This window comes from Streptomyces sp. 2131.1 (assembly GCF_900105515.1).
Lineage (GTDB): Bacteria > Actinomycetota > Actinomycetes > Streptomycetales > Streptomycetaceae > Streptomyces > Streptomyces drozdowiczii.
On sequence record NZ_FNSY01000001.1, the window covers coordinates 2,044,835 to 2,067,512 of the forward strand.

At 72.2% G+C, this 22,678-nt stretch carries 16 protein-coding genes; 4 read left to right on the top strand and 12 right to left on the bottom strand.

Annotation, left to right across the window (positions count from 1 at the left end; all coding sequences use genetic code 11):
- Window positions 1-28: 28 nt before the first annotated feature.
- The 7 genes from BLW14_RS08945 to BLW14_RS08975 form a co-directional block, all read right to left on the bottom strand.
- Window positions 29-244 (bottom strand): EF-hand domain-containing protein, encoded by a 216-nt coding sequence (locus tag BLW14_RS08945; protein ID WP_018521234.1) that lies wholly within the window; start codon window positions 242-244, stop codon window positions 29-31.
- 93 nt (window positions 245-337) lie between these two features.
- Window positions 338-1,525 (bottom strand): YncE family protein, encoded by a 1,188-nt coding sequence (locus BLW14_RS08950; RefSeq protein ID WP_093706027.1) that lies wholly within the window; start codon window positions 1,523-1,525, stop codon window positions 338-340.
- The gene (locus BLW14_RS08955; protein ID WP_093706029.1) at window positions 1,525-2,325 is read right to left on the bottom strand and encodes a polysaccharide deacetylase family protein; all 801 of its coding nucleotides are present in this window, start codon (window positions 2,323-2,325) and stop codon (window positions 1,525-1,527) included. Before BLW14_RS08955 ends, BLW14_RS08950 begins: the two co-directional genes overlap by 1 nt.
- A 400-nt stretch (window positions 2,326-2,725) precedes the next feature.
- The gene (locus BLW14_RS08960; protein WP_093706031.1) at window positions 2,726-3,241 is read right to left on the bottom strand and encodes an ATP-binding protein; all 516 of its coding nucleotides are present in this window, start codon (window positions 3,239-3,241) and stop codon (window positions 2,726-2,728) included.
- A gap of 251 nt (window positions 3,242-3,492) precedes the next feature.
- Entirely contained in the window at window positions 3,493-4,260 is a 768-nt protein-coding gene (locus BLW14_RS08965) for an enoyl-CoA hydratase/isomerase family protein (RefSeq protein ID WP_018521230.1), read from the bottom strand.
- 131 nt (window positions 4,261-4,391) lie between these two features.
- On the bottom strand, window positions 4,392-5,639 hold the full coding sequence (locus BLW14_RS08970; protein ID WP_177153928.1) for a L,D-transpeptidase: 1,248 nt from the start codon (window positions 5,637-5,639) through the stop codon (window positions 4,392-4,394).
- Window positions 5,640-5,830: 191 nt separating this feature from the next.
- A complete protein-coding gene (locus BLW14_RS08975; RefSeq protein WP_093706035.1) occupies window positions 5,831-7,060 on the bottom strand; it encodes a L,D-transpeptidase in 1,230 nt (409 codons plus the stop codon).
- A gap of 153 nt (window positions 7,061-7,213) precedes the next feature.
- Between BLW14_RS08975 and glgX the strand changes: the two genes are divergently transcribed.
- On the top strand, window positions 7,214-9,460 hold the full coding sequence (gene glgX, locus BLW14_RS08980) for a glycogen debranching protein GlgX (protein WP_177153929.1): 2,247 nt from the start codon (window positions 7,214-7,216) through the stop codon (window positions 9,458-9,460).
- 9 nt (window positions 9,461-9,469) lie between these two features.
- On the opposite strand, the gene BLW14_RS08985 is transcribed toward glgX, so the two are convergent.
- Genes BLW14_RS08985 through BLW14_RS09000 form a run of 4 tightly spaced genes read right to left on the bottom strand, consistent with a single transcriptional unit; the run spans window position 9,470 to window position 13,164 of the window.
- A complete protein-coding gene (locus BLW14_RS08985) occupies window positions 9,470-10,120 on the bottom strand; it encodes a response regulator (RefSeq protein ID WP_093706039.1) in 651 nt (216 codons plus the stop codon).
- 31 nt (window positions 10,121-10,151) lie between these two features.
- Window positions 10,152-11,405, bottom strand: a complete 1,254-nt coding sequence (locus tag BLW14_RS08990; protein ID WP_093706041.1) for a sensor histidine kinase — start codon at window positions 11,403-11,405, stop codon at window positions 10,152-10,154.
- 33 nt (window positions 11,406-11,438) lie between these two features.
- Entirely contained in the window at window positions 11,439-12,233 is a 795-nt protein-coding gene (locus BLW14_RS08995) for an ABC transporter permease (RefSeq protein ID WP_093706042.1), read from the bottom strand.
- A gap of 1 nt (window position 12,234) precedes the next feature.
- Complete coding sequence (locus BLW14_RS09000; protein ID WP_093706044.1) at window positions 12,235-13,164, bottom strand: ABC transporter ATP-binding protein; 930 nt, start codon at window positions 13,162-13,164, stop codon at window positions 12,235-12,237.
- Between the two features lie 177 nt (window positions 13,165-13,341).
- Here BLW14_RS09000 and BLW14_RS09005 point away from each other — a divergent pair, with 177 nt between their 5' ends.
- The 3 genes from BLW14_RS09005 to BLW14_RS09015 all read left to right on the top strand — a co-directional run bounded on the left by BLW14_RS09005 (window position 13,342) and on the right by BLW14_RS09015 (window position 19,528).
- Complete coding sequence (locus BLW14_RS09005) at window positions 13,342-15,216, top strand: ABC transporter ATP-binding protein (protein ID WP_093706046.1); 1,875 nt, start codon at window positions 13,342-13,344, stop codon at window positions 15,214-15,216.
- On the top strand, window positions 15,213-17,081 hold the full coding sequence (locus BLW14_RS09010) for an ABC transporter ATP-binding protein (RefSeq protein WP_093706048.1): 1,869 nt from the start codon (window positions 15,213-15,215) through the stop codon (window positions 17,079-17,081). Before BLW14_RS09005 ends, BLW14_RS09010 begins: the two co-directional genes overlap by 4 nt.
- Window positions 17,082-17,485: 404 nt before the next feature.
- Window positions 17,486-19,528: a M4 family metallopeptidase gene (locus tag BLW14_RS09015; RefSeq protein ID WP_093706051.1), complete on the top strand. Its 2,043-nt coding sequence runs from the start codon at window positions 17,486-17,488 to the stop codon at window positions 19,526-19,528.
- A gap of 302 nt (window positions 19,529-19,830) precedes the next feature.
- On the opposite strand, the gene glgP is transcribed toward BLW14_RS09015, so the two are convergent.
- The gene (glgP, locus tag BLW14_RS09020; protein WP_177153930.1) at window positions 19,831-22,434 is read right to left on the bottom strand and encodes an alpha-glucan family phosphorylase; all 2,604 of its coding nucleotides are present in this window, start codon (window positions 22,432-22,434) and stop codon (window positions 19,831-19,833) included.
- Between the last annotated feature and the right edge of the window lie 244 nt (window positions 22,435-22,678).

Here is a 22,678-nt window from a genome sequence, read left to right on the forward strand (position 1 = left end):
GAGGCTTCCGTCCGGCGCCTGCCCCGTGTCAGGCCTTGTTCTGCGCGGCCCAGAACTCGTCGAACGTGAGGAGCCCGTCGCCGTTCGCGTCGTGGGAGTTGATCACGGCCTGCGCGACCGGCTCGGTGACGTAGGGGTCACCCAGCTGAGCCATGACGCTCTTGTACTCGGCGGCCGAGATCAGCCCGTCGCCGTTCAGGTCGTACCGCTCGAACGCCTTGCGCGCCGACTCGATGTCCGCCACTGTCTGCCCCTTCGTATGACTGTCTGACGGGGCTCAGATTAACCGGCGCCCCGAGGGGCTTCGGCGGCGGCCGGTCGGTGTGCGGACCGGTGGTCAGCGGAAGACTCCGGTGTGGCCGAGGGAGTAGCGGCCGGGCTGGGGGTAGACGGCGAGGCCGTGCGGTCCGCTGCCCACGGGGATGCGGGCGAGCTGCTTGCCGGTGGCGGTGTCGATGGCGTACACCTCGGAGTCGTAACGCCCGGCCAGCCAGAGGACCTTGCCGTCGGCGGAGACCCCGCCCATGTCGGGGCTGCCGCCGTTCGGCAGATGCCACTTCTTCGCGAGCTTCCTGTGCGCGAAGTCGAAGACGGAGACCGAGCCCTCGCCCCGGTTGGAGATGTACATCTCCTTCGCGTCGCGGCTGACGTAGAGCCCGTGGCATCCCTTGCCGGTCTTCAGCAGCTTCGGGGTGGTGAACTTCTCGCCGTCCAGCACCCACATCCCGTCGGCCTTCATGTCGGCGATGTAGAACGTGCCGCCGTCCGGGGACAGCTTCACGTCCTGCGGCATGGCGCCCTCGAAGGGCAGCTTCTGCTGGGCGACGACCTTCATCTTCTCGGTGTCGACCTTGAGGAGGTCGCCGGAGAACTCGCAGGAGACGATGAAGTACCGGCCGTCGGCGGAGAAGTCGGCGTGGTTGACGCCCGCGCAGCCGACCGGGACGGCCTTGGCCGTCTTCATGGTGTGCGCGTCCCGGAAGACCAGCTCGCGGTCCATGGAGGCCATCACGACGGCGTACTTGCCGTTGGGCGTGAAGTAGAGGTTGTACGGGTCGGAGACCGCGACCGTCTTCCCGGGTTTCCCGGTCGCCGGGTCGATCGGAGTGAGGCTGTCGCCGAGGTCGTTGTTGACCCAGAGCGTCTTCAGGTCCCAGGACGGCACGACGTGCTGCGGCTGCCGGCCGACCGGGATGGTCTCGATCACCTTGTACGTGGCGGGGTCGATGACCGAGACGGTGTCGGAGTTGGTGTTGGGCACGTAGACGCGGGACGGGAAGTCCTTGACGACCGGCGAGAGCTTGCCGGGCGCGTCGGCCGCGTACACGTTCCGCGGGTCCAGCACCGGCGGCATCCCGGCCAGCCCAGGGGGTTCGGGCGGGGTGACCTGCCGGGCCCGGACGCTCGGGGACGGGGAGGCGGTGGTGGCGGCCGTCTTCTGCGCCGGGGTGCCGCAGCCGCAGAGCACGGCGAGCAGGACCCCGCCGAGGAGGGCGGCGGTGCGTGGGGTCGTGGTGGGAGGCATCAGGTCAGCAGCTCCGTGGTCGTCACCGCGCGCAGTCCGCGGCGGTCGATTTCGGTGAGGAGGAGGGGCAGTGCGGCGACCGTGTCCGCGTAGCCGAAGTGCAGGCTCACCACCGATCCGTTGCGGATCTCCCCGGCCACCTTGCGGGTGACGGCCGCGGCGCCGGGCGAGGTGAAGTCGAGGGAGTCCACGTCGTACGAGAGGACGTGCGGGTAGCCCGCCCGGGCGGCGAGCCGCTGGACGAGCGGGGTGGCGTACTGGGTGCGCGAGGGGCGGAACCAGGTGCCGATGGAGCCCGTGAGCCGGCGCAGCCGCTGGGCGCAGCCGGTGATCTCCGCGTACGCCCGTGTCTCGTCGAGCGCGGAGATGTCGATGTGGTGCTGGGTGTGGTTGCCGAGGTCGTGGCCGCCGTCGAGGATGCGGCGGGCCATCCCGGGGTGTTCGTCGAGCCAGCTGCCGACGGCGAGGACGGTGGCCCGGGCCCCGGCGCGTTCGGCCTCGCCGAGCACGGTCCTGGCGACGGCCGGGTCGCCCTGGCCGTGGAAGGTGAGGGCCACGCGGGCACGGTCGCGGGGGCCGTTGGTGACCTGGACCGGCTGCCCGGGGAAGCGGTGCGGGGCGGGGGCGGGGGCGTGTGCTCCGGCGGCGGTGGCGGCGGGTTTCGCGGCGACCGTGCGGGTGGCGGTGGCGGCGGGCGTACCGGGGTCGCGCTCCTGGCAGCCGGCGGTGAGGGCGACGGCCGCGGCGGCGCCCGCCCGCAGGGCGTGGCGGCGGTGCACCGGGGCGTGGGAGGCGTCCATGGCTGCACAGTAGGGCGATATGACCGGAAAATCCCGGCCGACTCCGCCGACTCCCCCGGCGGGACGCCCGCGCACAGGCCGTCCACATCCTGGACATTCAATGGATCATGCGCGGATACTCATGAATATTCATGGATTTCCAGGCAAGTGACCCAGCACACCTACGTTTCTTCGTTGAAATGTCCGGAGATGGTAAAGAGTGAGGCATTTGAGGCTTTGGCTATGGAGTCGTCCGTCTGCCATAGTCGGTGGCACGACCCCCATTGACCCGGGCCAGGTCGTCATGAGCGGCCGTGAACACACCCCCCATTTCACGGTCCCCCCACAGAAGCCCCCGAAGCGCCGCACCACGGCCGATACGGGGGCTTCTGTCTTGCCCGGCGGGCCCCGCACGAGGGTGTCAGCGGTCGGAGATGCGCATCTCGAACCAGGTGGTCTTGCCGCGGGGTAAGAGGTCCACGCCCCACCGGTCGGAGAGCTTGTCCACGAGGAAGAGGCCCCGGCCGCTGATGTCCATCTCCCGGACCGGCATGAGGCACGGAAGGCCGCGCGAGGGGTCGCGCACCTCGATCCTGATCCAGCCGCGACGGCGGAGCATGCGCAGCCCGAAGACCCGGGCGCCGGTGTGCCGCACGGCGTTCCCCACGAGCTCGGAGACGAGCAGGACGGCGTGTTCGGCGGCCTGCGCGGAGAGCGCCCACTGATGGAGGACGACGCACGAGGTGAGCCGGCGGGCGGTGGCCGCGGACTCGGGGCGGGAGGGCAGCCGGACTTCCTCCTCCGTCGGGTTTCCGAACAACTCCAGCGCTTTGAACGCCTGTTCGTCCTCGACGGCCGGCATTCTCCGTGCCGCTGCCGCGCTGCTGCGCGGTCGCGGCTGCTCCACACCCTCCAGGCCCGCCATGCACACCATCATGGCCGCACGGCGGGCCTTCCGGGGCCGTTCCGGGGGAATCCCCGACCCGTAATCAGCCGTTCCCCCAGGTCGGGTTGGCATATGCCAGAGGCAGAATGCGACTGTGAACACCCCGCCTGACCTGCGACAACGGCGCTCCTGGCCGGGCTCGCCGGCCGGTCGGGGGCGACGCTCCTCAAGGTTGCCTTAAGGTTCCTCTAATCCGCCCGCACGGATGAACGCCCCCGTTGCCGTTCTCAACCGGCGTTCGGTCAGAGGAACTTCGCCTTGCCCGGGCCCTCCTCCACGAAGCTGCGCATTCCGCGCTCCCGGTCCTCCGTGGCGAACAGACCTGCGAACCAGGTGCGCTCGATCGTGAGGCCCGTGTCGATGTCCGTCTCCAGTCCGGCGTCCACCGCCTCCTTGGCGGCGCGCAGGGCCAGCGCCGGCCCCTTCGCCAGCTTGGCCGCCCAGGCGTGCGCCTGCTCGTAGACCTCGGCGGCGGGCACCACGCGGTCCACCAGGCCCATGGTCAGGGCCTCCTCGGCCCGGACGTGGCGGCCGGTGAAGATGAGGTCCTTGGCCTTGGCGGGGCCGACCAGCCGGGCGAGCCGCTGGGTGCCGCCGGCGCCGGGGATGAGGCCGAGCAGGATCTCCGGCTGGCCGAGCTTCGCGTTGTCCCCGGCGATGCGGAAGTCCGCGCAGAGGGCCAGTTCGCAGCCGCCGCCGAGCGCGTAGCCGGTGACGGCCGCGACGACGGGCTTGGGGATGCGGGCGACGGCGGTGAAGGAGTCCTGGAGCGCCTTGGACCGCAGCACCATCGCCGCGTGGTCCATGGCCTGCATCTCCTTGATGTCCGCGCCCGCCGCGAACACCTTCTCGCCGCCGTAGAGCACCACGGCCCTGACGTCGTCGCGCCGGGTCGCCTCCTCCGCGAGTTCTCGCAGCCGGTCCTGGGTCGCGACGTCCAGGGCGTTCATCGGCGGGCGGTCCAGGCGGATGGTGCCGACGCCGTCGCTTACTTCGAGGGAAACGGTCATGGGGTGCAGGTTAACCGGCGCTAACGGGCGGCCGCAGGGGCCGGGGGCGGTGCCGTTGGTCACGGCGGACGCGGGCGGGCCCGGCACCGTGGATCTCGGTGCCGGGCCCGCCGGGGTGTGGGGAGGAGGACTTACTTGGTCCACTCCGACCAGCTCATGTTCCAGCCGTTGAGGCCGTTGTCCGGGCTGATCGTCTTGTCGTGGGAGTTCTTGACGACCACGACGTCGCCGATGAGCGAGTGGTCGAAGAACCAGGCGGCCGGCATGGACGAGTCGCCGCCGCCGCGCTGGTCCTGGAGGCCGACGCAGCCGTGGCTGGTGTTCGTGTTGCCGAAGACCCCGGAGCCGCCCCAGTAGTTGCCGTGGATGAACGTGCCCGAGGTGGACAGGCGCATCGCGTGCGGCACGTCCTTGATGTCGTACTCGCCGCCGAAGCCGACGGTGTCGCCGTTCATACGGGTCACCCGCAGCTTCTCGCTGATGACCATCTGACCGTTGTACGTGGTGGTGGCCGGGGCGCCCGCCGAGATCGGGATGTCCTTGATCTGCTTGCCGTCGCGGACGACCTTCATCCGGTGCGTGTCCGCGTCGACGGTGGAGACCTGGCTGCGGCCGATGGTGAACGAGACGGTCTTGGCCTGCTTGCCGTAGACGCCGGGCCGCCCCTCCACGCCGTCGAGGTCGAGCTTGACGGTCACCTTGGTGCCGGCGGCCCAGTACTCCTCCGGGCGGAAGTCCAGGCGGTCGTTGCCGAACCAGTGGCCCTCGACGGGGACGGCGGGCTCGGCGGTCACCTTGATGGCCTTCTCGACGGCCTCCGGGTCGGTGATGCCCCGGGTGAAGTGGATCGAGACCGGCATGCCGACGCCGACCGTCGAGCCGTCCTCCGGCGTGTACTGGCCGATGAAGGTGTTCTTCGGGACGAGCGTGGTGAAGGTGGTGTCCTTCGCGGACTCACGGCCCTTCGCGTCCTTTGCCACCGCGTGGACCTTGTACTGGGTCGCCGAGGCCAGGTGCTGCTCGGGCACCCAGCTCGCGCCGTCCGACGCGATCTTCCCCTCGACGTCGCCGCCCTTGGGGTCCGAGACCTTGACGACGGTCAGCTTGCCCTGCGCGGCGGTGATCTTCAGCGCCCCACTGGTGGCGACGTCGTCGCTCCCGTCCTTGGGTGCCACGGTCACCACCGCCTGCGAGGCACTGGTGTCCTCCTTGACCCCGCCGGCCTTGCCGTCACCGGCACCGCCCTCGGCGTCTCCCCCGCCGCACGCCGTCACCAGCAGCAACAGCGCACCGGCCGCCAGGGCCGGCAGACCGGTCGCCCTCCGCACGCGCCGCCTGTCGCCCCCGGCCGATGTCCCCGATATCGGCTGCCCGTTCAATGTGGTCTTCTCCCCTCACACGGCCCGGCCCCGCCGAGGCCACGGGAACCCATGGGTTCCCACCCCCGCGCGCTGCACAATGCGCGCTCAGCAAAGAGATAATCACACCGACAGTGGGCAGTTCTTCCCGGGAATGTCACCGTTCCGTCCCAAGTGGCCGCGAGGTGTCCCCCGCGCCACCCGGGCATGACCTATCGGAGCGCCGAACCCGCCCGCCACCGGGCCCAGTCGAGGTTCCAGCCGCCGAGTCCGTTGTCCGGTGCGACCGTCTTGTCCGGGGAGTTGACGACCTCGACGACGTCCCCGACGAGGGTGCGGTCGAAGAACCAGCCGGCCGGGGTCGAACCGCTGCCGCCCTGGACGTCGCGCAGCCCGATGCAGCCGTGGCTGACGTTGGTGGAACCGAAGACCTCCTCGTCGGACCAGTAGTTGCCGTGGAGGAAGGTGCCGGACTTCGTCAGCCGGATGGCGTGCGGCACGTCCTTGATGTCGTACTCGCCGCCGAACCCGACGGTCCGCCCGTCCATCCGCGTCACCTCGTGCATCTCGCTGACCACCATCCTGCCGTTGTACGTGGTGGTCGTCGGGGAGCCCGCCGTGATCGGGAGCGTGGAGAAGAGCCGCCCGTCCCGGCGCACTTCCATCGTGTGCGCCTCCGCGTCCACCCGGGAGATCTGCTCCCGGCCCACCGTGAACCGCACGGTCTTGCGCTGGCTGCCGTACACCCCCGGCGCCCCCTCCACGTCGGCCAGGCCGATGTCCACGGTGACCTCGGTGCCGGGCTCCCAGTAGGCGGCCGGGCGGAAGTCGAGCCGGGTCCTACCGAACCAGTGCCCGGCCACCGCCGCCGGCGGATCGGCGGTAACCCGGATCGCCCGCTCCACCGCCGCGCGCCGGGTGACCGGGCGGTTGAACTCGAAGGACACGATCATGCCGGTGCCCACGGTCGAGCGGTTCTCCGGCTTGAAGTACCCGATGAAGCGGTCCTTGGGGACCGCGGTGGTGAAGGTGGTGTGGCGCGCCGCCCGGTGGCCGCCGCCGTCCACCGCGACCGCGTCCACGCTGTACTTGGCGGCCAGTCCCAGCCGCGCGCCCTTCCTCGGCGCCCACGACCGGCCGTCCTCGGCAATCTCGCCCGGTACCTCCTGTTCCTGCGCGTCCTCGATCCGCCGCACCCGGACGCTCTCAAGCCTTCCGTCGGGGACCTCCACCTCCAGCCGGTCGTCCGCCCGGACGTCCTCGGACCGGTCGGCCGGGGTGATCCGGATCGCCTCCTGCGGCGATCTCGCCTTCCCGCCCATGAACGAACCGGTGCCCGAACAGCCCGTCAGCACGGCCAGCAGCACCAGTACGGCGAGCACTCCCGGCCCGACCGGCACGGTGAACCGGCTCGCCCCTGCCTTCTTCGCTACGTGAGTCACGTCCCCCCCAACGACGGGGGCCGGTCGGGGGAAACGTGAGTGCGGGCCGCCCGGTGGGCAGAACACAGGGGACGACCACACTCGGGGAGCCGCGGCCGGGACGCCGCGCGCCCCTTTCCGGTGCCGGTCCCACGAGCCGCGGGAGGCGAGCAGGTGTCGAGCGCAGCCGAGCAGGAGGCAGTGCCGAGGACGGACGCGGCGACGGCCGGGGCCGTGGTGGAGCGGGTCGCCGCCCCCGCCCCCGGACCACGTCGGCCCGCGGTGTGGCCGGGGGCGCCGATGCCCCTCGGAGCCCGCTTCAGGACCGGCCCCGACGGGGTCGCGGGCACCAATTTCGCCCTGTGGGCGGGCGGGGCGGAGGCCGTCGAACTGTGCCTCTTCGACGAGGACGGCACGGAGACCCGGCTCGCCCTGACCGAGCTCACCCACGAGGTCTGGCACGGCTTCGTGCCCGGGGTCCGGCCGGGCCGGCGGTACGGCTACCGGGTGCACGGCCGGTGGGACCCGTGGACGGGCGCCCGGTGGAACGCGGCGAAGCTCCTCCTCGATCCGTACGCCCGGGCCGTGGACGGCGAATTCACCCTTCCGGCCGAGGTGTACGGCCATGTGAGGGACTGGCCCGACCAGCAGGTGGCCGACACCGTCCGCGACGAACGCGACTCAGCGCCGTACGTCCCGAAGGGGGTCGTCGTCCATGACGACGACGACTGGGCCGACGACCGCAGGCCGAAGACGCCCTGGGCGGACTCCGTCATCTACGAGCTGCACGTGAAGGGCTTCACCAAGCGGCATCCCGGCATCCCCGAGGAACTGCGCGGCACCTACGCCGGGCTCGCGCACCCGGCGGCGATCGGCCATCTGAAGCGTCTCGGGGTGACGGCCGTGGAGCTGCTGCCGGTGCACCAGTTCGCCCACGAGGACCATCTGCTGCGGCGCGGGCTGCGCAACCACTGGGGCTACAACTCGATCGGCTACTTCGCCCCGCACGCCGGCTACTCGGCGAGCGGCACGGCGGGCGAGCAGGTCGGCGAGTTCAAGCGGATGGTCCGGGCCCTGCACGACGCGGGCATCGAGGTCATCCTCGACGTCGTCTACAACCACACCGCGGAGGCGGGCGAGCTGGGCCCGATGCTCTCCCTGCGCGGCATCGACAACCGCGGCTACTACCGCCTCCAGGGCGACGCCCGCCGGTACGCCGACTACACGGGCTGCGGCAACACCCTGCACGTCGTCCAGCCCAACGTGCTGCGCCTCATCACCGACTCGCTGCGGTACTGGGTGACCGAGATGGGCGTCGACGGCTTCCGCTTCGACCTGGCGGCGGCGCTCGCCCGCTCCATGCACGACGTCGACATGCTCTCCCCGTTCCTCGCGGTGATCGCCCAGGACCCTGTGCTGCGCCGGGTCAAGCTCATCGCCGAGCCCTGGGACGTGGGCAACGGCGGCTACCAGGTGGGGGCGTTCCCGCCGCTGTGGACGGAGTGGAACGACCACTACCGGGACGCCGTACGGGACTTCTGGCGCGGCGCGCTGCCCGACGTCCGGGATCTCGGCTACCGGCTGACCGGCTCCAGCGACCTGTACGCCTGGGGCGGGCGCCGCCCGTACGCCTCGGTCAACTTCGTCACCGCGCACGACGGGTTCACCCTGCGCGACCTGGTGAGCTACCAGGACAAGCACAACGAGGCCAACGGCGAGGACAACCGGGACGGCACCTCGGACAACCGGGCGTGGAACTGCGGGGCCGAGGGCGAGACGGACGACGCGGACGTCAACGCGCTGCGCCGCCGGCAGCTGCGCAACCTGCTCACCACGCTGCTCCTGTCGACCGGGGTGCCGATGCTGGTGGCCGGCGACGAGATGGGGCGCACCCAGGGCGGCAACAACAACGCCTACTGCCAGGACAACGAGACCGGCTGGGTGGACTGGTCGCTGCTGGAGCGGCCCGAGTGGCGGGAGCTGACCGCGCTGACCGCCCGGGTGCTCGCGCTGCGCCACCGCCATCCGGTGCTGCGCCGCCGGGCGTTCTTCTCCGGACGGCCGCAGGCCCCGGACGGGCTGCGGGACCTGGCGTGGTTCACCGGTGAGGGCGCGGAGATGACCGAGTCCGACTGGTACGCGCCGGCCGCGACGGTCGGCCTCTACCTCTCCGGCCGGGACATCCCGGGCCGGGACGCGCGCGGCGAGCAGGTGACCGACGACAGCTTCCTGGCCGTCCTGCACGCGGGCCATCTCCCGGCGGAGTTCGTGCTGCCGGGGCCGCCGTGGGCGCAGGCGTACGAACTGGTCCTGGACACCTCGCGCGACGACCAGGCCGAGGCGCCGGGCACGGTCCACCGGGGCGGCGAGCGGCTGACGGTGCCGGAGCGGTCGGTGCTGCTGCTGCGCGTACGGGAGTGAGGGGCCGGTCTAGCCGAGGATGCCGCGGTCGTAGCCCACGGCCACCGCGGCGGCCCGGTCCTTGACGCCCAGCTTGGCGAACAGGTGGGTGAGGTGGGTCTTCACGGTGGCCTCGCTGATGAACAGTTCGGCGGCGATCTCCCGGTTGGAGGTCCCCCGGGCGACCAGCCTCAGCACCTCGCGCTCGCGGGCGGACAGCGTCTCGTTGCCGGCGGCGGCCGGGGCGCGTACCGCCGAGACGAGCCGGGAGGCGACGGCCGGTGAGAGCACGGTCCGGCCCTCGGCGGCGGCCCGGACGGCGGTGAACAGCTCCTCGCGGGGCGCGTCCTTGAGGAGGTAGCCGGTCGCGCCCGCCTCGATCGCGGGCAGGGTGTCGGTGTCGGTGTCGTACGTGGTGAGCACGAGGACCTTGGAGCGGGCGCCGCGCCGGGTCAGCTCGGTGATCGCGGCGACCCCGCCGCCGCCCGGCATCCGGAGGTCCATCAGGACCACGTCGGGGTCGAGCCGGGCGGCCATCTCGACGCCCTCGACCCCGTCGGCCGCCTCGCCGAGCACCCGGAACTCCGGTGCGGCGGCGAACATCCCGCGCAGTCCGTCCCGTACGACGGGGTGGTCGTCGACGACGATCAGCGTGATGACGCGCGCGGGTTCCCGGTCCATGCCGCACACCGTACGGGACGGGTCCGGGGCGTCAGGCGGCGTCCCGGGCGTGCGGCACCATGGGGACGCGGGCGCTGACCGCCGTGCCGAGGCCGGGTCCGGTCTCCACCTCGACGGTGCCCGCGATGCGTTCGGCGCGGGAGCGCATCCCGCCGAGTCCGAAGCCGCCGGCGCCCCGGTACGGGGGCAGCGCGGCCGGGTCGAAGCCGCGGCCGTCGTCGCGGACGTCGAGGGTGATCTCGTCGCCCATGTAGGAGAGCGTGACCCCGGCCCGGGACGCCTCCGCGTGGCGGCCTGCGTTGGCCAGGGCCTCCTCGGCTATCCGGAGCAGGGTGGCGCCGACCTCGTCGTGGAGGGGTTCGACGGTGCCGGTGACGGTGAACTCGGCGCGCACACCGGTGCGGCGGGACCACGTGGTGACCGTCTTCTCGAGCGCGCCGGGGAGGTCGTCGTGTTCCAGTGCGGCGGGCAGCAGGTTGTGCACGGAGCGGCGGGCCTCGCCGAGGCTGTGCCGGGCGAGGCCGGCGGCCCGGACGAGGTGTTCGCGGGCGAGTGCGGGGTCGGTGTCCGCGGTGGAGCCGGCGGCCTGGAGCTGGGCGATGATGCCGGTGAGGCCCTGGGCGATGGTGTCGTGGATCTCGGCGGCGAGCCGGCGCCGCTCGTCGGCCACTCCGGCCTCGCGGGCCTGGACGAGGAGCTGGGCGTGGAGTCCGGCGTTCTCCGCGAGGGCCTGCTCCAGGCGGGCGTTGGCGGACTCCAGGGCGGTGATGGTGGCGGACTTGGCCCGCTCCTGATCGGCCTCCCGGTCGCCGATCTGGGCGAACACCATGGTGAGCGTCGCGTGCACGGCGAGCACGACGCCGAAGACGATCCAGTTCATCAGGGTGGCGGGCGGCAGGGGGCTGCCGCTCTGGGCGCCCGCCATGATGACGGCGACGGCCAGCAGCCCGGGCCGGACGGCGCGCCGCGGGAGCACCCGGCCGGCGTCGAAGTAGCCGAGCACCGCGTAGATCGAGAAGAAGGGGTTGCACCAGGTGAGCCCGAGGGCGAGCAGGGTGCGGGCGGTGAAGTAGAAGGCGCCGGCCCCCGACGCGGTGCGCGACCACCACAGTTCGAGGACGAGCGCCGCCGGGAGGAGCACCGCGGCGGCGCGCTCGTCGGCCGGGGACATGAGGAGGTCCCGGGAGACGGCCGCGACGACGGTGGACAGACCGAGCAGCCCGTACGGCCCGTACCGGAAGAAGCGGCCCCACCACTGCTCGGCCGTCGTCACCTGTGCGCTCATACGGGCAGTCTCCCCCGCACCCCGGCCCCCCTTCTACTGCCACCGGAACGTGCGGTTCGCGGCCCAGCCCGCCACCGCCGCCCACGCGGCGACCGCGCCGAGGTGGCTCCAGCCCGGCCAGTCGCCCCGGGCCGCCTGGTCCAGTGCCTGGGAGGCGGCACCGAACGGGGTGGCCTGGACGACGCGGCGGAGCCCGTCGGGCATGGCCTGCACGGGGACCCAGACGCCCGCGGTGAACATCATCGCGAAGTACACGACCGAGCCGACGGCGGCGGAGATCTTCGTCGTACGGGAGACGGAGCAGATCAGCGCGCCGAGGGCGAGGACGCAGGCGACCGCGAGCAGCAGCGCCAGCAGATAGCCGAACGGCTGCTCGGGCAGCCGCACCCCGTAGGCGGTCCGGCCGACGGTGACGACCAGCAGGGCGGAGACGAGCGCGGCCGCGCCGTGCAGCGCGATCTGCGCGCCGAGCAGGGCGGCGGGCCGGACCGGCGTGGTGGACATGCGGCGCAGGATGCCGCGTTCGCGGTACCCGGTCAGGACGGGCGGCATCGCCTGGAGCCCGGACATGATCAGGGCGAGCAGTACCGCGACGGGCACGTACAGGTCGATGACGCGCCGGCCGCCGAGCCCGTCGTCGTGCTCCCGGAAGGACGGGACGAGGCCGAGGACCACCAGGAGCACGGTCGGGAAGACGACGATCCAGAAGAGACTGCCGGGTTCGCGGAGGAAGAGCCGGGTCTCCGCCTTGAGGACGGCGCGCGTCGCGCCGGGCACGGCGGTGCGGGGCGTGGTCGTGGTGGCGGGGGTCGTGTGCGCTGTGGCCATCTCAGGCTGCCCTTTCGGTGGTTCCGCGCCCGTCGGCGGGGCCGGTGAGGTCGAGGAAGGCGTCGTCGAGGGTGGCCTCGGCGACGCGGAGCCGGTGGGCGGTGACACCGCGTCGGGCGAGCAGCGAGATGACGGCGTTGACGGTCTCGTCGGTGCCGTTGATGACGACCCGGCCGCCCTCGGTCTCGTACGACACCGCGCCGGGCAGGCCCGCGAGTTCGGCGTCGGGCAGCGGCTCGGAGGGCGTGAAGGAGATGACCGTGGAGCCGTCGGCGCCGGCGACGAGGCCGGCCGGGGTGTCGAGCGCGACGACGCGCCCCCGGTCGATGACGGCGATGCGGTCGCAGAGGCGCTGGGCCTCCTCCATGAAGTGGGTGACGAGCACGACGGTGACACCGCCGTCCCGCACGTCCTCGATCAGCTGCCAGGTGTCGCGCCGGGCGCGGGGGTCCAGGCCGGTGGTCAGCTCGTCGAGGATGACGACGCGGGGCCGGCCGACGAGGGCGAGCGCGATGGACAGGCGCTGCTTCTGGCCGCCGGAGAGCCGGTGGAAGCGGGTGTCCAGCTTGGTGTGCAGGCCGAGCCGTTCGGCGAGCGGGCGCCAGTCGGCGGGCTCGGGGTAGAACGCGCTGTACAGGTCGAGCGCCTCCCGTACGGTGATCTTGGGCTGGAGTTCGCTCTCCTGGAGCTGGGTGCCGAGCAGTCGGGTCACCCGCTCGCGGCCGGCGACCGGGTCCAGGCCGGCGACCCGGACGGTGCCGGCGTCGGGGATCCGCAGTCCCGCGACGCACTCGACGGTGGTGGTCTTGCCCGCGCCGTTGGGGCCGAGAATCCCGAAGATCTCCCCCTCTTCGACGGCGAAGGAGACCCCGTCGACCACGGGGCGGCCGGCGTAGGCCTTGCGCACCCCGTTCGCTTCGATGATTGCCATGGCACGAGCATCCGCGCGCCGGGCCGGCGGCGGTATCGGCCATCGCGCTCGGAACGGCATCGGCCGATCGGTTGATGCGGGCCTACGACCCGTGCCGCCGCCCGCCTTCGCCGGAGCGTGCGGGCCGGCGGATAAAACCGTGGGACCGATATCCGGACGCATCGTAGGCTCACCCTGATGCGCCAGGAACATGTAGAGCCCAAGGACCGGTCCGCCGTACGCTCCCTGCTACGGCTGTGGCCGTATGTGAAGCCGGTACGCAACCGGCTCTTCGGCGCGGCACTGGTGGCGATCGTCGCCTCCTGCCTGGGCCTCGTGATCCCGCTGGTCCTGAAGTGGATCGTCGACGGACCGGTCGCGCACCGGGAGCCGGGCGGGGTCTGGCTCGGCGCGCTGTACCTGCTGCTCCTCGGCCTCCTGGAGGCGGTGCTGTTCGGGGTGCGGCGGTGGATGGTGGCGCGCCCGCTGGCCGGGGTCGAGGCGTCGATGCGCGCCGACCTCTACGGGCATCTGCAGCGGCTGCCGGTGGCCTTCCACGACCGGTGGTCGTCGGGGCAGTTGCTGTCGCGCGGGACGACGGACCTGATGCTGGTGCGCATGTTCCTGGTCTTTCCGCTGACCTTCCTGCTGGTCAACGCCACCACGATCCTCGTCGGGTTCGTGGTGCTGCTGGTCCAGGAGTGGACGCTGGGCCTGGTGCTGCTCGCCCCGGTCGTGCCGCTCATGATCATCTGCTCGGCCTTCGAGGCGAAGTACGCGAAGGTCGCGCGCCTGGCGCAGGACCAGGTCGGCGACCTGACCACGGTGGTCGAGGAGAGCGTCCTCGGCATCCGCATCATCAAGGGCTTCGGCCGCCACCGCAGCCAGGCCGACGCCTTCCGGGTCCTGGCCGCGCGGCTGCGCGACACGGAGCTGGGCAAGGCCCGGCTGCTCGCCCGGATCTGGGCGCTCATCACCACGCTGCCCGAACTCGCCATCGGGGCGGCGCTGGTGTGCGGCACCGTCGAGGTCGCGAACGGGGACCTGTCCGCGGGCACCCTGGTCGCGTTCCTCTCGACGGCGCTCGCGCTGCGCTGGCCCGTCGAGTCGATCGGCTTCCTGCTGGCGATGAGCCAGGAGGCGGCGACGGCGACCGAGCGGTTCTTCGAGGTGATGGACGTCGCCGAGGAGGAGGACACCGGGCAGCCGGCCGCGGACGCCGCCCCCGAGGCGGGCGGCATGGTCTTCGAGGGCGTCGAGTTCCGCTACCCCGACGCGGAAGAGGGCTCGGCGCCCGTGCTGGCCGGCATCGACCTGCGCATCCGGCCCGGGGAGACGATGGCCCTGGTCGGCGCGACCGGCTCCGGCAAGACCACGCTGACCTCGCTGGTGCCCCGGCTGTACGAGGCGACCGCCGGGCGGATCACCCTGGACGGCGAGGACATCACCACGATGCCCCGCGCCCGGCTGCGGGAGCTGGTGTCGGTGGCGTTCGAGGAGCCGACGCTCTTCTCTGCGAGCGTCGGCGACAACGTGCGGATGGGCGCCGACGCGGCGGACGAGGAGGAGCTGCTGCGGGCGCTCTCGGTGGCCCAGGCCGACTTCGTCCACGACCTGCCGGACGGCGTCGGCACCGAGGTCGGCGAGCAGGGCCTGAGCCTGTCCGGCGGCCAGCGCCAGCGCCTCGCCCTGGCCCGGGCCGTGGTGGGCCGGCCACGCTTCCTGGTCCTCGACGACCCGCTCTCGGCGCTCGACGTGCACACGGAGGCCCTGGTGGAGGCGGCGCTGCGCCAGGTCCTTGCCCAGACCACGGCGGTGGTGGTCGCGCACCGGCCGTCCACCGTGATGCTCGCGGACAGGGTGGCGCTGCTGTCCGAGGGCCGGATCACGGCGGTCGGCACCCACCAGGAACTCCTGCGCTCCAGCGCGGAGTACGCCTGGCTGATGTCGGGCGCGGGCCGGCCGGACGCCGAGAACGCGGTGGCCGCCCCGCGCGACACCGCACCCGCTCCGCGAACCGACGACGATTCCCTGGGCGCGAAGGCCCCTGCCGAGGAGGGCAGTCCCCGATGACCAGCACCACGACCGGACGGCCGGCGGAACCGGGCGGCGACGAGGACGAGCGGGACGCCCCCGCCGCGAAGGCCGGCGACCCCTTCGACCGCGACGACCTGCCCACCCCGAGCGGCGCGACCGGGCGGCTGCTCGCGTCGCTGCTGCGGCCGATGCGGGGGCGGGTGGCCGTGGCCGCCCTGATCATCCTGTTGCAGCAGGCCGCGGTGCAGGCCGGGCCGCTGCTGGTCGCGTACGCCATCGACAGCGGGGTGCCCGCCTTCCGCGACCACGACTACGGGCCGCTGATCGCCGTGGCGCTGGGCTACGCGCTCTGCTCGGCCGGCGCGGGCGCCCTTCAGTACGCCTTCGTCCGGATGTCCGCGCGGGTCAGCCAGGACGTCCTGATCGACCTGCGCGGCCGGATCTTCCGCCACGCGCAGGCGCTGAGCGTGGACTTCCACGAGCGGTACACCTCGGGGCGGCTGATCTCTCGGTCCACCACGGACCTGGAGTCGCTGCGGGAGCTGCTGGAGGAGGGCCTCCAGGAGCTGATCTACGTCATCCTGTCGTTCGCCTCCATCGCCGTGATCCTGCTCTGGCTCGACCTGGCGACGGGCGCGGCCGCGGTGGCGTCCTTCCTGCCGCTGTATCTGCTGGTACGGCTCTACCGGAAGCGCTCCGCGGTGATCTTCGCCGCCCGTTCGACGGCGATCGCCTCGGTCATCGTGAAGTTCGCGGAGACCATGAACGGCATCCGGCCGGTCCAGGCGTTCCGCCGCGAGCCGGTCAACGACGCCGCGTTCCGGGAGCTGAACGCACGCCACCGCGGCACCAACGGCGACGCGATGCTGGAGAACGCGCGTTACGTCGTCGGCTCACGGCTGGTCGCCAACACGGCGGTGGCCGGAATCGTGCTGTGGGGCGCGTACCGGGTGGCCTCGGGCGACCTCGCGCTCGGGGTGCTGGCCGCGGTGGTGCTCTATCTGCGGCGGCTGTACGACCCGATCGACCGGCTCAGCATGTTCCTCAACTCCTTCGCGTCCGCCGCCGCATCGGTGGGGAAGATCGCCGGCCTGCTGGCGCAGACGCCCACCGTGCCGGAGGCCCTGGAGCCCCGGGAGCTGCCGGCCAGGGCGGGCGGTGAGCCGGGCCGCGAGGTGGTCTTCGAAGGGGTGTCCTTCGCGTACCGGACGGGCGGTGAGGTGCTGCCCCGGTTCGACCTGACCCTTCCTGCGGGGCAGACGGTGGCGGTGGTCGGCTCCACGGGCGCCGGCAAGTCGACACTGGCCAAGCTGCTGGCCCGGTTCTACGACCCGACCGAGGGCCGGGTGCTGCTGGACGGCGTCGACCTGCGGAACCTCGCCACGCCGGAACTGCGGCGTGGGGTGGTGATGGTGACCCAGGAGGCGTTCCTGTTCTCCGGGACGGTCGCGGAGAACATCGCGATCGGCCGCCCGGAGGCGAGCCGCGAGGAGATCGAGCAGGCGGCGAAGGCGATCGGCGCGCACGACTTCATCGCCGGTCTGCCCGACGGCTACGACACCGATGTGCGCAAGCGGGGTGGCCGGATCTCGGCCGGTCAGCGCCAGTTGGTGGCGTTCGCCCGGGCGCTGCTGGCCGACCCGGCGGTGCTGATCCTCGACGAGGCGACCAGTTCGCTGGACATCCCGGGTGAGCGTGCGGTCCAGCAGGCGATGGACACCGTGCTGCACGGCCGCACCGCGGTGGTGATCGCACACCGCCTGTCGACCGTGGAGGTGGCGGACCGGGTGCTCGTGATGGAGCGGGGGCGGATCGTGGAGGACGGCGCCCCGGCCGAACTCATCGGCGGCACGGGCCGGTTCGCCGGACTGCACCGCGCCTGGCGCGAGAGCCTCGCCTGACACCTCTCCCGGCCCTCGGCGCGATCCCGGCGGTCCGTCCCCTTTGTCCGGGGGCGGACCGCCGGGATCGCGCCACACTCATCTGCTGTCTCGACAGGTGGGAACTTTCCGCTTGTTCACATTCGCGTCGCACCCCGCCCATCCGCGCGCAACCCCGACGCGCCCTGCGCTTTCTAGTCGCCCGGGCTCTCCGGGCGCCCCTCGGCACGCCCGCGTGAAGATCCGCGAAACGTCCGCTTAACGAACACGCATCTTCCGGCAACGAACGAATTCCGGCCAAGTTGTTGACGCGGTCCTGACATAGATGGCCGACTCCTGACACTCTTCACCCCGTTCTGCGCACTGCTTGCTCTGCCCGGACGGCTCACCCAGCCGCCGGTACCCCCCTCGCAGAAGGAGTCCGCGTGAGATCCACGCACAGCCGTCGTGCCACCGCGACCGGCGCTCTCATAGCCGCAGCTGCCCTCCTCGCCGTAGGAGTCCAGACCGGGTCGGCCTCGGCCGCACCGGACGCCGGCAACGCAACGACCGCCTCCGCCTCCAAGGCGAACCCCGGCGCCCTCGCCAAGCAGCTCTCGCCCTCGCAGCGGGCCGAGCTGATCCGCGAGGCCACCGCGAGCACGGCGGCCACCGCGAAGGAGCTCGGCCTCGGGTCCCAGGAGAAGCTCGTCGTCAAGGACGTCGTCCAGGACAACGACGGCACCACGCACACCCGTTACGAGCGCACCTTCGACGGCCTCCCGGTCCTCGGCGGCGACCTGGTCGTCCAGGAGTCGAAGGCCGGCGCGACCGAGAGCGTCGTCAAGGCGTCCCGCGCCACCACGTCCCAGCTGAAGGCCGTGGACACCGTCGCGGACATCACCCCGGCGGCGGCCTCCAAGCAGGCGCTCGGCGCGGCGAAGGCGGCCGGCTCGGACAAGGCCGAGGCGGACAAGGCGCCCCGCAAGGTCGTCTGGATGGCCTCGGGCACCCCGCAGCTCGCCTACGAGACCGTGGTCGGCGGCCTCCAGGAGGACGGCACCCCGAACGCGCTGCACGTCATCACCGACGCCTCCACCGGAGCCAAGCTCTACGAGTGGCAGGCCATCGAGAACGGCGTCGGCAACACCGAGTACAGCGGCCAGGTCACCCTGGGAACCTCCGGGTCCTCCGGCTCGTACAACCTCACCGACACCGCGCGCGGCAGCCACAAGACGTACAACCTGAACCACGGCACGTCCGGCAAGGGCACCCTCTTCTCCGGCGCCGACGACGTCTGGGGAGACGGCAACGGCACCAGCCCGGAGACCGCGGCTGCGGACGCCCACTACGGCGCGGCCGAGACCTGGGACTACTACAAGAACGTCCACGGCCGCAACGGCATCAAGGGCGACGGCGTCGGCGCGTACTCCCGCGTCCACTACGGCAACAACTACGTCAACGCCTTCTGGGACGACAGCTGCTTCTGCATGACGTACGGCGACGGCAGCGGCAACGCCCACCCGCTGACCGCGCTGGACGTGGCCGCCCACGAGATGAGCCACGGCGTCACCTCGAACACCGCCGGCCTGGTCTACAGCGGTGAGTCCGGCGGCCTCAACGAGGCGACCAGCGACATCTTCGCCACCGCCGTCGAGTTCTACGCGAACAACGCCACCGACAAGGGTGACTACCTGATCGGTGAGAAGATCGACATCAACGGCGACGGCACTCCGCTGCGCTACCAGGACAAGCCGAGCAAGGACGGGGCTTCCAAGGACGCCTGGTACTCGGGCATCGGCAACATCGACGTGCACTACTCGTCGGGTCCGGCCAACCACTTCTTCTACCTGCTCTCCGAGGGCAGCGGCGCCAAGACGATCAACGGCGTCAGCTACAACTCCCCCACCTCCGACGGCCTGCCGGTGACCGGCATCGGCCGCGCGAAGGCCGAGCAGATCTGGTTCAAGGCGCTCTCCACCAAGTTCACCTCCACCACCAACTACGCGGGCGCCCGGACCGGCACGCTCGCGGCGGCCGGTGAGCTGTACGGCACGACCAGCGCCGAGTACAAGGCCGTCCAGGACGCCTGGGCCGGGATCAACGTCGGTGCGCGCTCCGGCGGCGGCACCGACCCCGGCGGCACGGTCTACGAGAACAACACCGCCGTGTCCATCCCGGACCGCGGCTCGGCCGTGACCAGCTCGATCACCGTCACCGGCCGCTCCGGCAACGCCCCGAGCACCCTCAAGGTGGGCGTGGACATCACCCACACCTACCGCGGTGACCTGGTCATCGACCTCGTCGCGCCGGACGGCAGCACGTACCGCCTGAAGAACTCGTCCTCCAGCGACTCGGCGGACAACGTCCAGACGACCTACACCGTCAACGCCTCGTCCGAGACGGCCAACGGCACCTGGAAGCTGAAGGTCCAGGACGTCTACAGCGGGGACACCGGGAAGATCAACAGCTTCAAGCTGACCTTCTGAACCCCCTGAGCGCCACCCCCCACCGCGCGGGTCGCCGCATGACCCGCTGACACGAAGCAGCCGCCCGGGAGAGACCCTCTCCCGGGCGGCTGCCGTTGTGCGCTCAGTTCGGGTTGTTCGCGCGGGTCAGGGTCTCCCGGGCGACGGACAGGTTGTTGGACCCCGCGGGCCGCTGCCGCTCGGTGGGTTGCCCACCCGGTACTTGGCGTGCAGGGCGGCGGCGAGGCTTCTGTGTTCAGAGGACGAAGGGCCCGGCACCCGGGACGACCGCTCCCGAGTGCCGGGCCCCAGGGGCCGCGCGCTCAGCGCATCAGCACGCCCCCGCCGTCACCCGCGGCGCCCGTCGGCTGGGCGACCAGGCCGAGTTCGGCGCCGCTCCCCAGCAGCCGGTGGGCGGGCAGCACCCGCACGGTGTAGCCGTACGGGCCCGTGCGGTCCAGGGCGAGCGGGCCCTCGTACAGCCAGTGGCCCTCCAGGTCCTGGCCGCCCGCCGGCTTCAGCGGGAAGACCTGCGCCTCGGAGATCGCGTCGGACGAGTCCACCCGCCCGGCCACCGCCTGCACCTCGACGTCGTCCGGCGCCAGCGCGCCCAGCGAGATCCGGACCCGCAGCGCCAGCGTGGAGCCCAGCTCCGCCGACGTACCGGAGGCGGTCGGCGTCACCGCCTCCACATGGTCCACGGCCACCCGCGGCCAGGCGGCCCGGACCTTCGCCTTCCAGCCCGCCAGCTCCCGCGCCTGGGCCGCGTCCATGGAGCGCTGGGCCTGCGCGGCGGGGGCGTACAGCCGCTCCACGTACTCCGTGACCATGCGGTCGGCGAGCACCTTGGGGCCCAGGGTGCCCATGGTGCGCCGGACCATCTCGATCCAGCGGCCGGGCAGCCCCTCGTCGCCGCGCTCGTAGAAGTGCGGGGCGACCCGGTCCTCGATCAGCTCGTACAGCGCGTTGGCCTCGAGGTCGTCGCGCCGGTCCTCGTCCAGCGCGACGCCCTCGGCCGTCGGGATCGCCCAGCCGAAGTCCGGCTCGAACCACTCGTCCCACCAGCCGTCCAGCACGGACAGGTTGAGACAGCCGTTCAGCGCGGCCTTCATCCCGCTCGTCCCGCAGGCCTCCAGCGGGCGCAGCGGGTTGTTCAGCCAGACGTCGCAGCCCGGGTAGAGCTTCTGGGCCATCGCCATGCCGTAGTCGGGCAGGAAGACGATGCGGTGGCGGACCCGGGCGTCGTCGGCGAACCTCACCAGCTCCTGGACCAGCCGCTTCCCGCCGTCGTCGGCCGGGTGCGCCTTGCCCGCGACGACGATCTGGACCGGCCGCTCCGGGTGCAGCAGCAGCCCCCGCAGCCGGTCGCGGTCGCGCAGCATCAGCGTCAGCCGCTTGTACGAGGGCACGCGGCGGGCGAAGCCGATGGTCAGCACGTCGGGGTCGAGCACGCCCTCGATCCAGCCGAGTTCGGCGGGCTGGGCGCCCCGGTGGCGCCAGGAGGCGTGCAACCGCTCGCGCACCTCGCCGACGAGCTGTTCGCGCAGGGTGCGGCGCAGCTCCCAGAGACGGCGGGCGGGGATGTCGGCGACCGCGTCCCAGCGGCCCGGGGCCGAGCCGGACTCGGCGCGCAGCCGGTAGACCTCGGGGGCGACCCAGGTCGGTGCGTGGACGCCGTTGGTGACGGAGGTGATCGGCACCTCCGGGGCGTCGAACCCCGGCCAGAGCCCGGCGAACATCTCGCGACTGACCGCGCCGTGCAGCGTGGAGACGCCGTTGGCGCGCTGGGCGAGCCGCAGCCCCATGACCGCCATGTTGAAGACGCCCGGGTCGCCGCCCTGGTAGGTCTCGGTGCCCAGTTCCAGGACGCGTTCGGCGGGGACGCCGGTCAGTTCGCCGTCCTCGCCGAAGTGGCGGGCGACGAGTTCGCGGTCGAACCGGTCGATTCCGGCCGGGACCGGGGTGTGGGTGGTGAAGACGGTGCCGGCGCGCACGGACTCCACCGCGGAGTCGAAGTCGAGGCCGGTGGTGGCCAGCTCGCGGATGCGCTCCAGGCCGAGGAAGCCGGCGTGGCCCTCGTTGGTGTGGAAGACCTCGGGCGCGGGGTGGCCGGTGAGCCGGCAGTAGGCCCGCACGGCGCGGACCCCGCCGATGCCGAGCAGCATCTCTTGGAGCAGCCGGTGCTCGCTGCCGCCGCCGTACAGCCGGTCGGTGACCTCGCGTTCGCCGGGGAGGTTCTCCTCGACGTCGGAGTCGAGCATGAGCAGCGGGACCCGGCCGACGTGGGCCTGCCAGATCTGGGCGTGCAGGGAGCGGCCGCCGGGCAGGGCCAGGACGACCTGGCTGGGGGTGCCGTCGGCCTCCCTCATCAGGGTCAGCGGCAGCTCGTTGGGGTCGAGGACGGGGTAGTGCTCCTGCTGCCAGCCGTCCCGGGACAGGCTCTGGCGGAAGTAGCCGTGGCGGTAGAGCAGGCCGACGCCGACGAGGGGCACGCCCAGGTCGCTGGCGGCCTTGAGGTGGTCCCCGGCGAGGATGCCGAGCCCGCCGGAGTACTGGGGCAGGGCGGCGGTCACCCCGAATTCGGGCGAGAAGTAGGCGATGGCCGCGGGGAGCGCGCCGCCCCGTTCGCGCTGCTCCTGGTACCAGCGGGGGCCGCGGAGGTACTCCCGGAGGTCGGCGGACGCCTCGGCGAGCCGTTGCAGAAACGCTTCGTCACGGGCGAGTTCCGCGAGCCGCCCGGCGGAGACGGAGCCGAGCAGGCGGACGGGGTCGCACTCCGCCGCGGAGCCGGCCGCCGGGTCGACGGCCCGGAAGAGCTCGCGGGTCTCGGTGTGCCAGGACCAGCGCAGGTTCCGCGCCAGGTCGCTGAGGGGTTGGAGGGAGTCCGGAAGGACGGGACGCACGGTGAATCGACGAATGGCCTTCACGTATTCCACCTTTACAGGGGACGTACGAATCCGAGCGGGACGCACCACCATGTGCGCCGCTCCGTCACCCTCGACGGTAGCGGCGCGACCGGCGCGCGGGACACGGCGCGAACAGGCCGCGCGGAGTGCGACCGGGGCGTTCCGGGCGCCCGTGCGCCGGCGTCCCGTACGCCCCCGCATCCCCCTAGGCGTCACCACACCCAACCGTCACAGGCGTTATGGCCGATTCCTTCCCCTCGTGCGG

Bases quoted from the DNA above. Each gene is read 5' to 3' on its own strand.
- BLW14_RS08960 (WP_093706031.1), bottom strand. From the start codon at position 3,241: ATGATGGTGTGCATGGCGGGCCTGGAGGGTGTGGAGCAGCCGCGACCG.
- BLW14_RS09005 (WP_093706046.1), top strand. From the start codon at position 13,342: ATGCGCCAGGAACATGTAGAGCCCAAGGACCGGTCCGCCGTACGCTCC.
- BLW14_RS08950 (WP_093706027.1), bottom strand. From the start codon at position 1,525: ATGCCTCCCACCACGACCCCACGCACCGCCGCCCTCCTCGGCGGGGTC.
- BLW14_RS08965 (WP_018521230.1), bottom strand. From the start codon at position 4,260: ATGACCGTTTCCCTCGAAGTAAGCGACGGCGTCGGCACCATCCGCCTG.
- BLW14_RS09000 (WP_093706044.1), bottom strand. From the start codon at position 13,164: ATGGCAATCATCGAAGCGAACGGGGTGCGCAAGGCCTACGCCGGCCGC.
- BLW14_RS08985 (WP_093706039.1), bottom strand. From the start codon at position 10,120: ATGGACCGGGAACCCGCGCGCGTCATCACGCTGATCGTCGTCGACGAC.
- BLW14_RS09010 (WP_093706048.1), top strand. From the start codon at position 15,213: ATGACCAGCACCACGACCGGACGGCCGGCGGAACCGGGCGGCGACGAG.
- BLW14_RS08955 (WP_093706029.1), bottom strand. From the start codon at position 2,325: ATGGACGCCTCCCACGCCCCGGTGCACCGCCGCCACGCCCTGCGGGCG.
- BLW14_RS08990 (WP_093706041.1), bottom strand. From the start codon at position 11,405: ATGAGCGCACAGGTGACGACGGCCGAGCAGTGGTGGGGCCGCTTCTTC.
- BLW14_RS08995 (WP_093706042.1), bottom strand. From the start codon at position 12,233: ATGGCCACAGCGCACACGACCCCCGCCACCACGACCACGCCCCGCACC.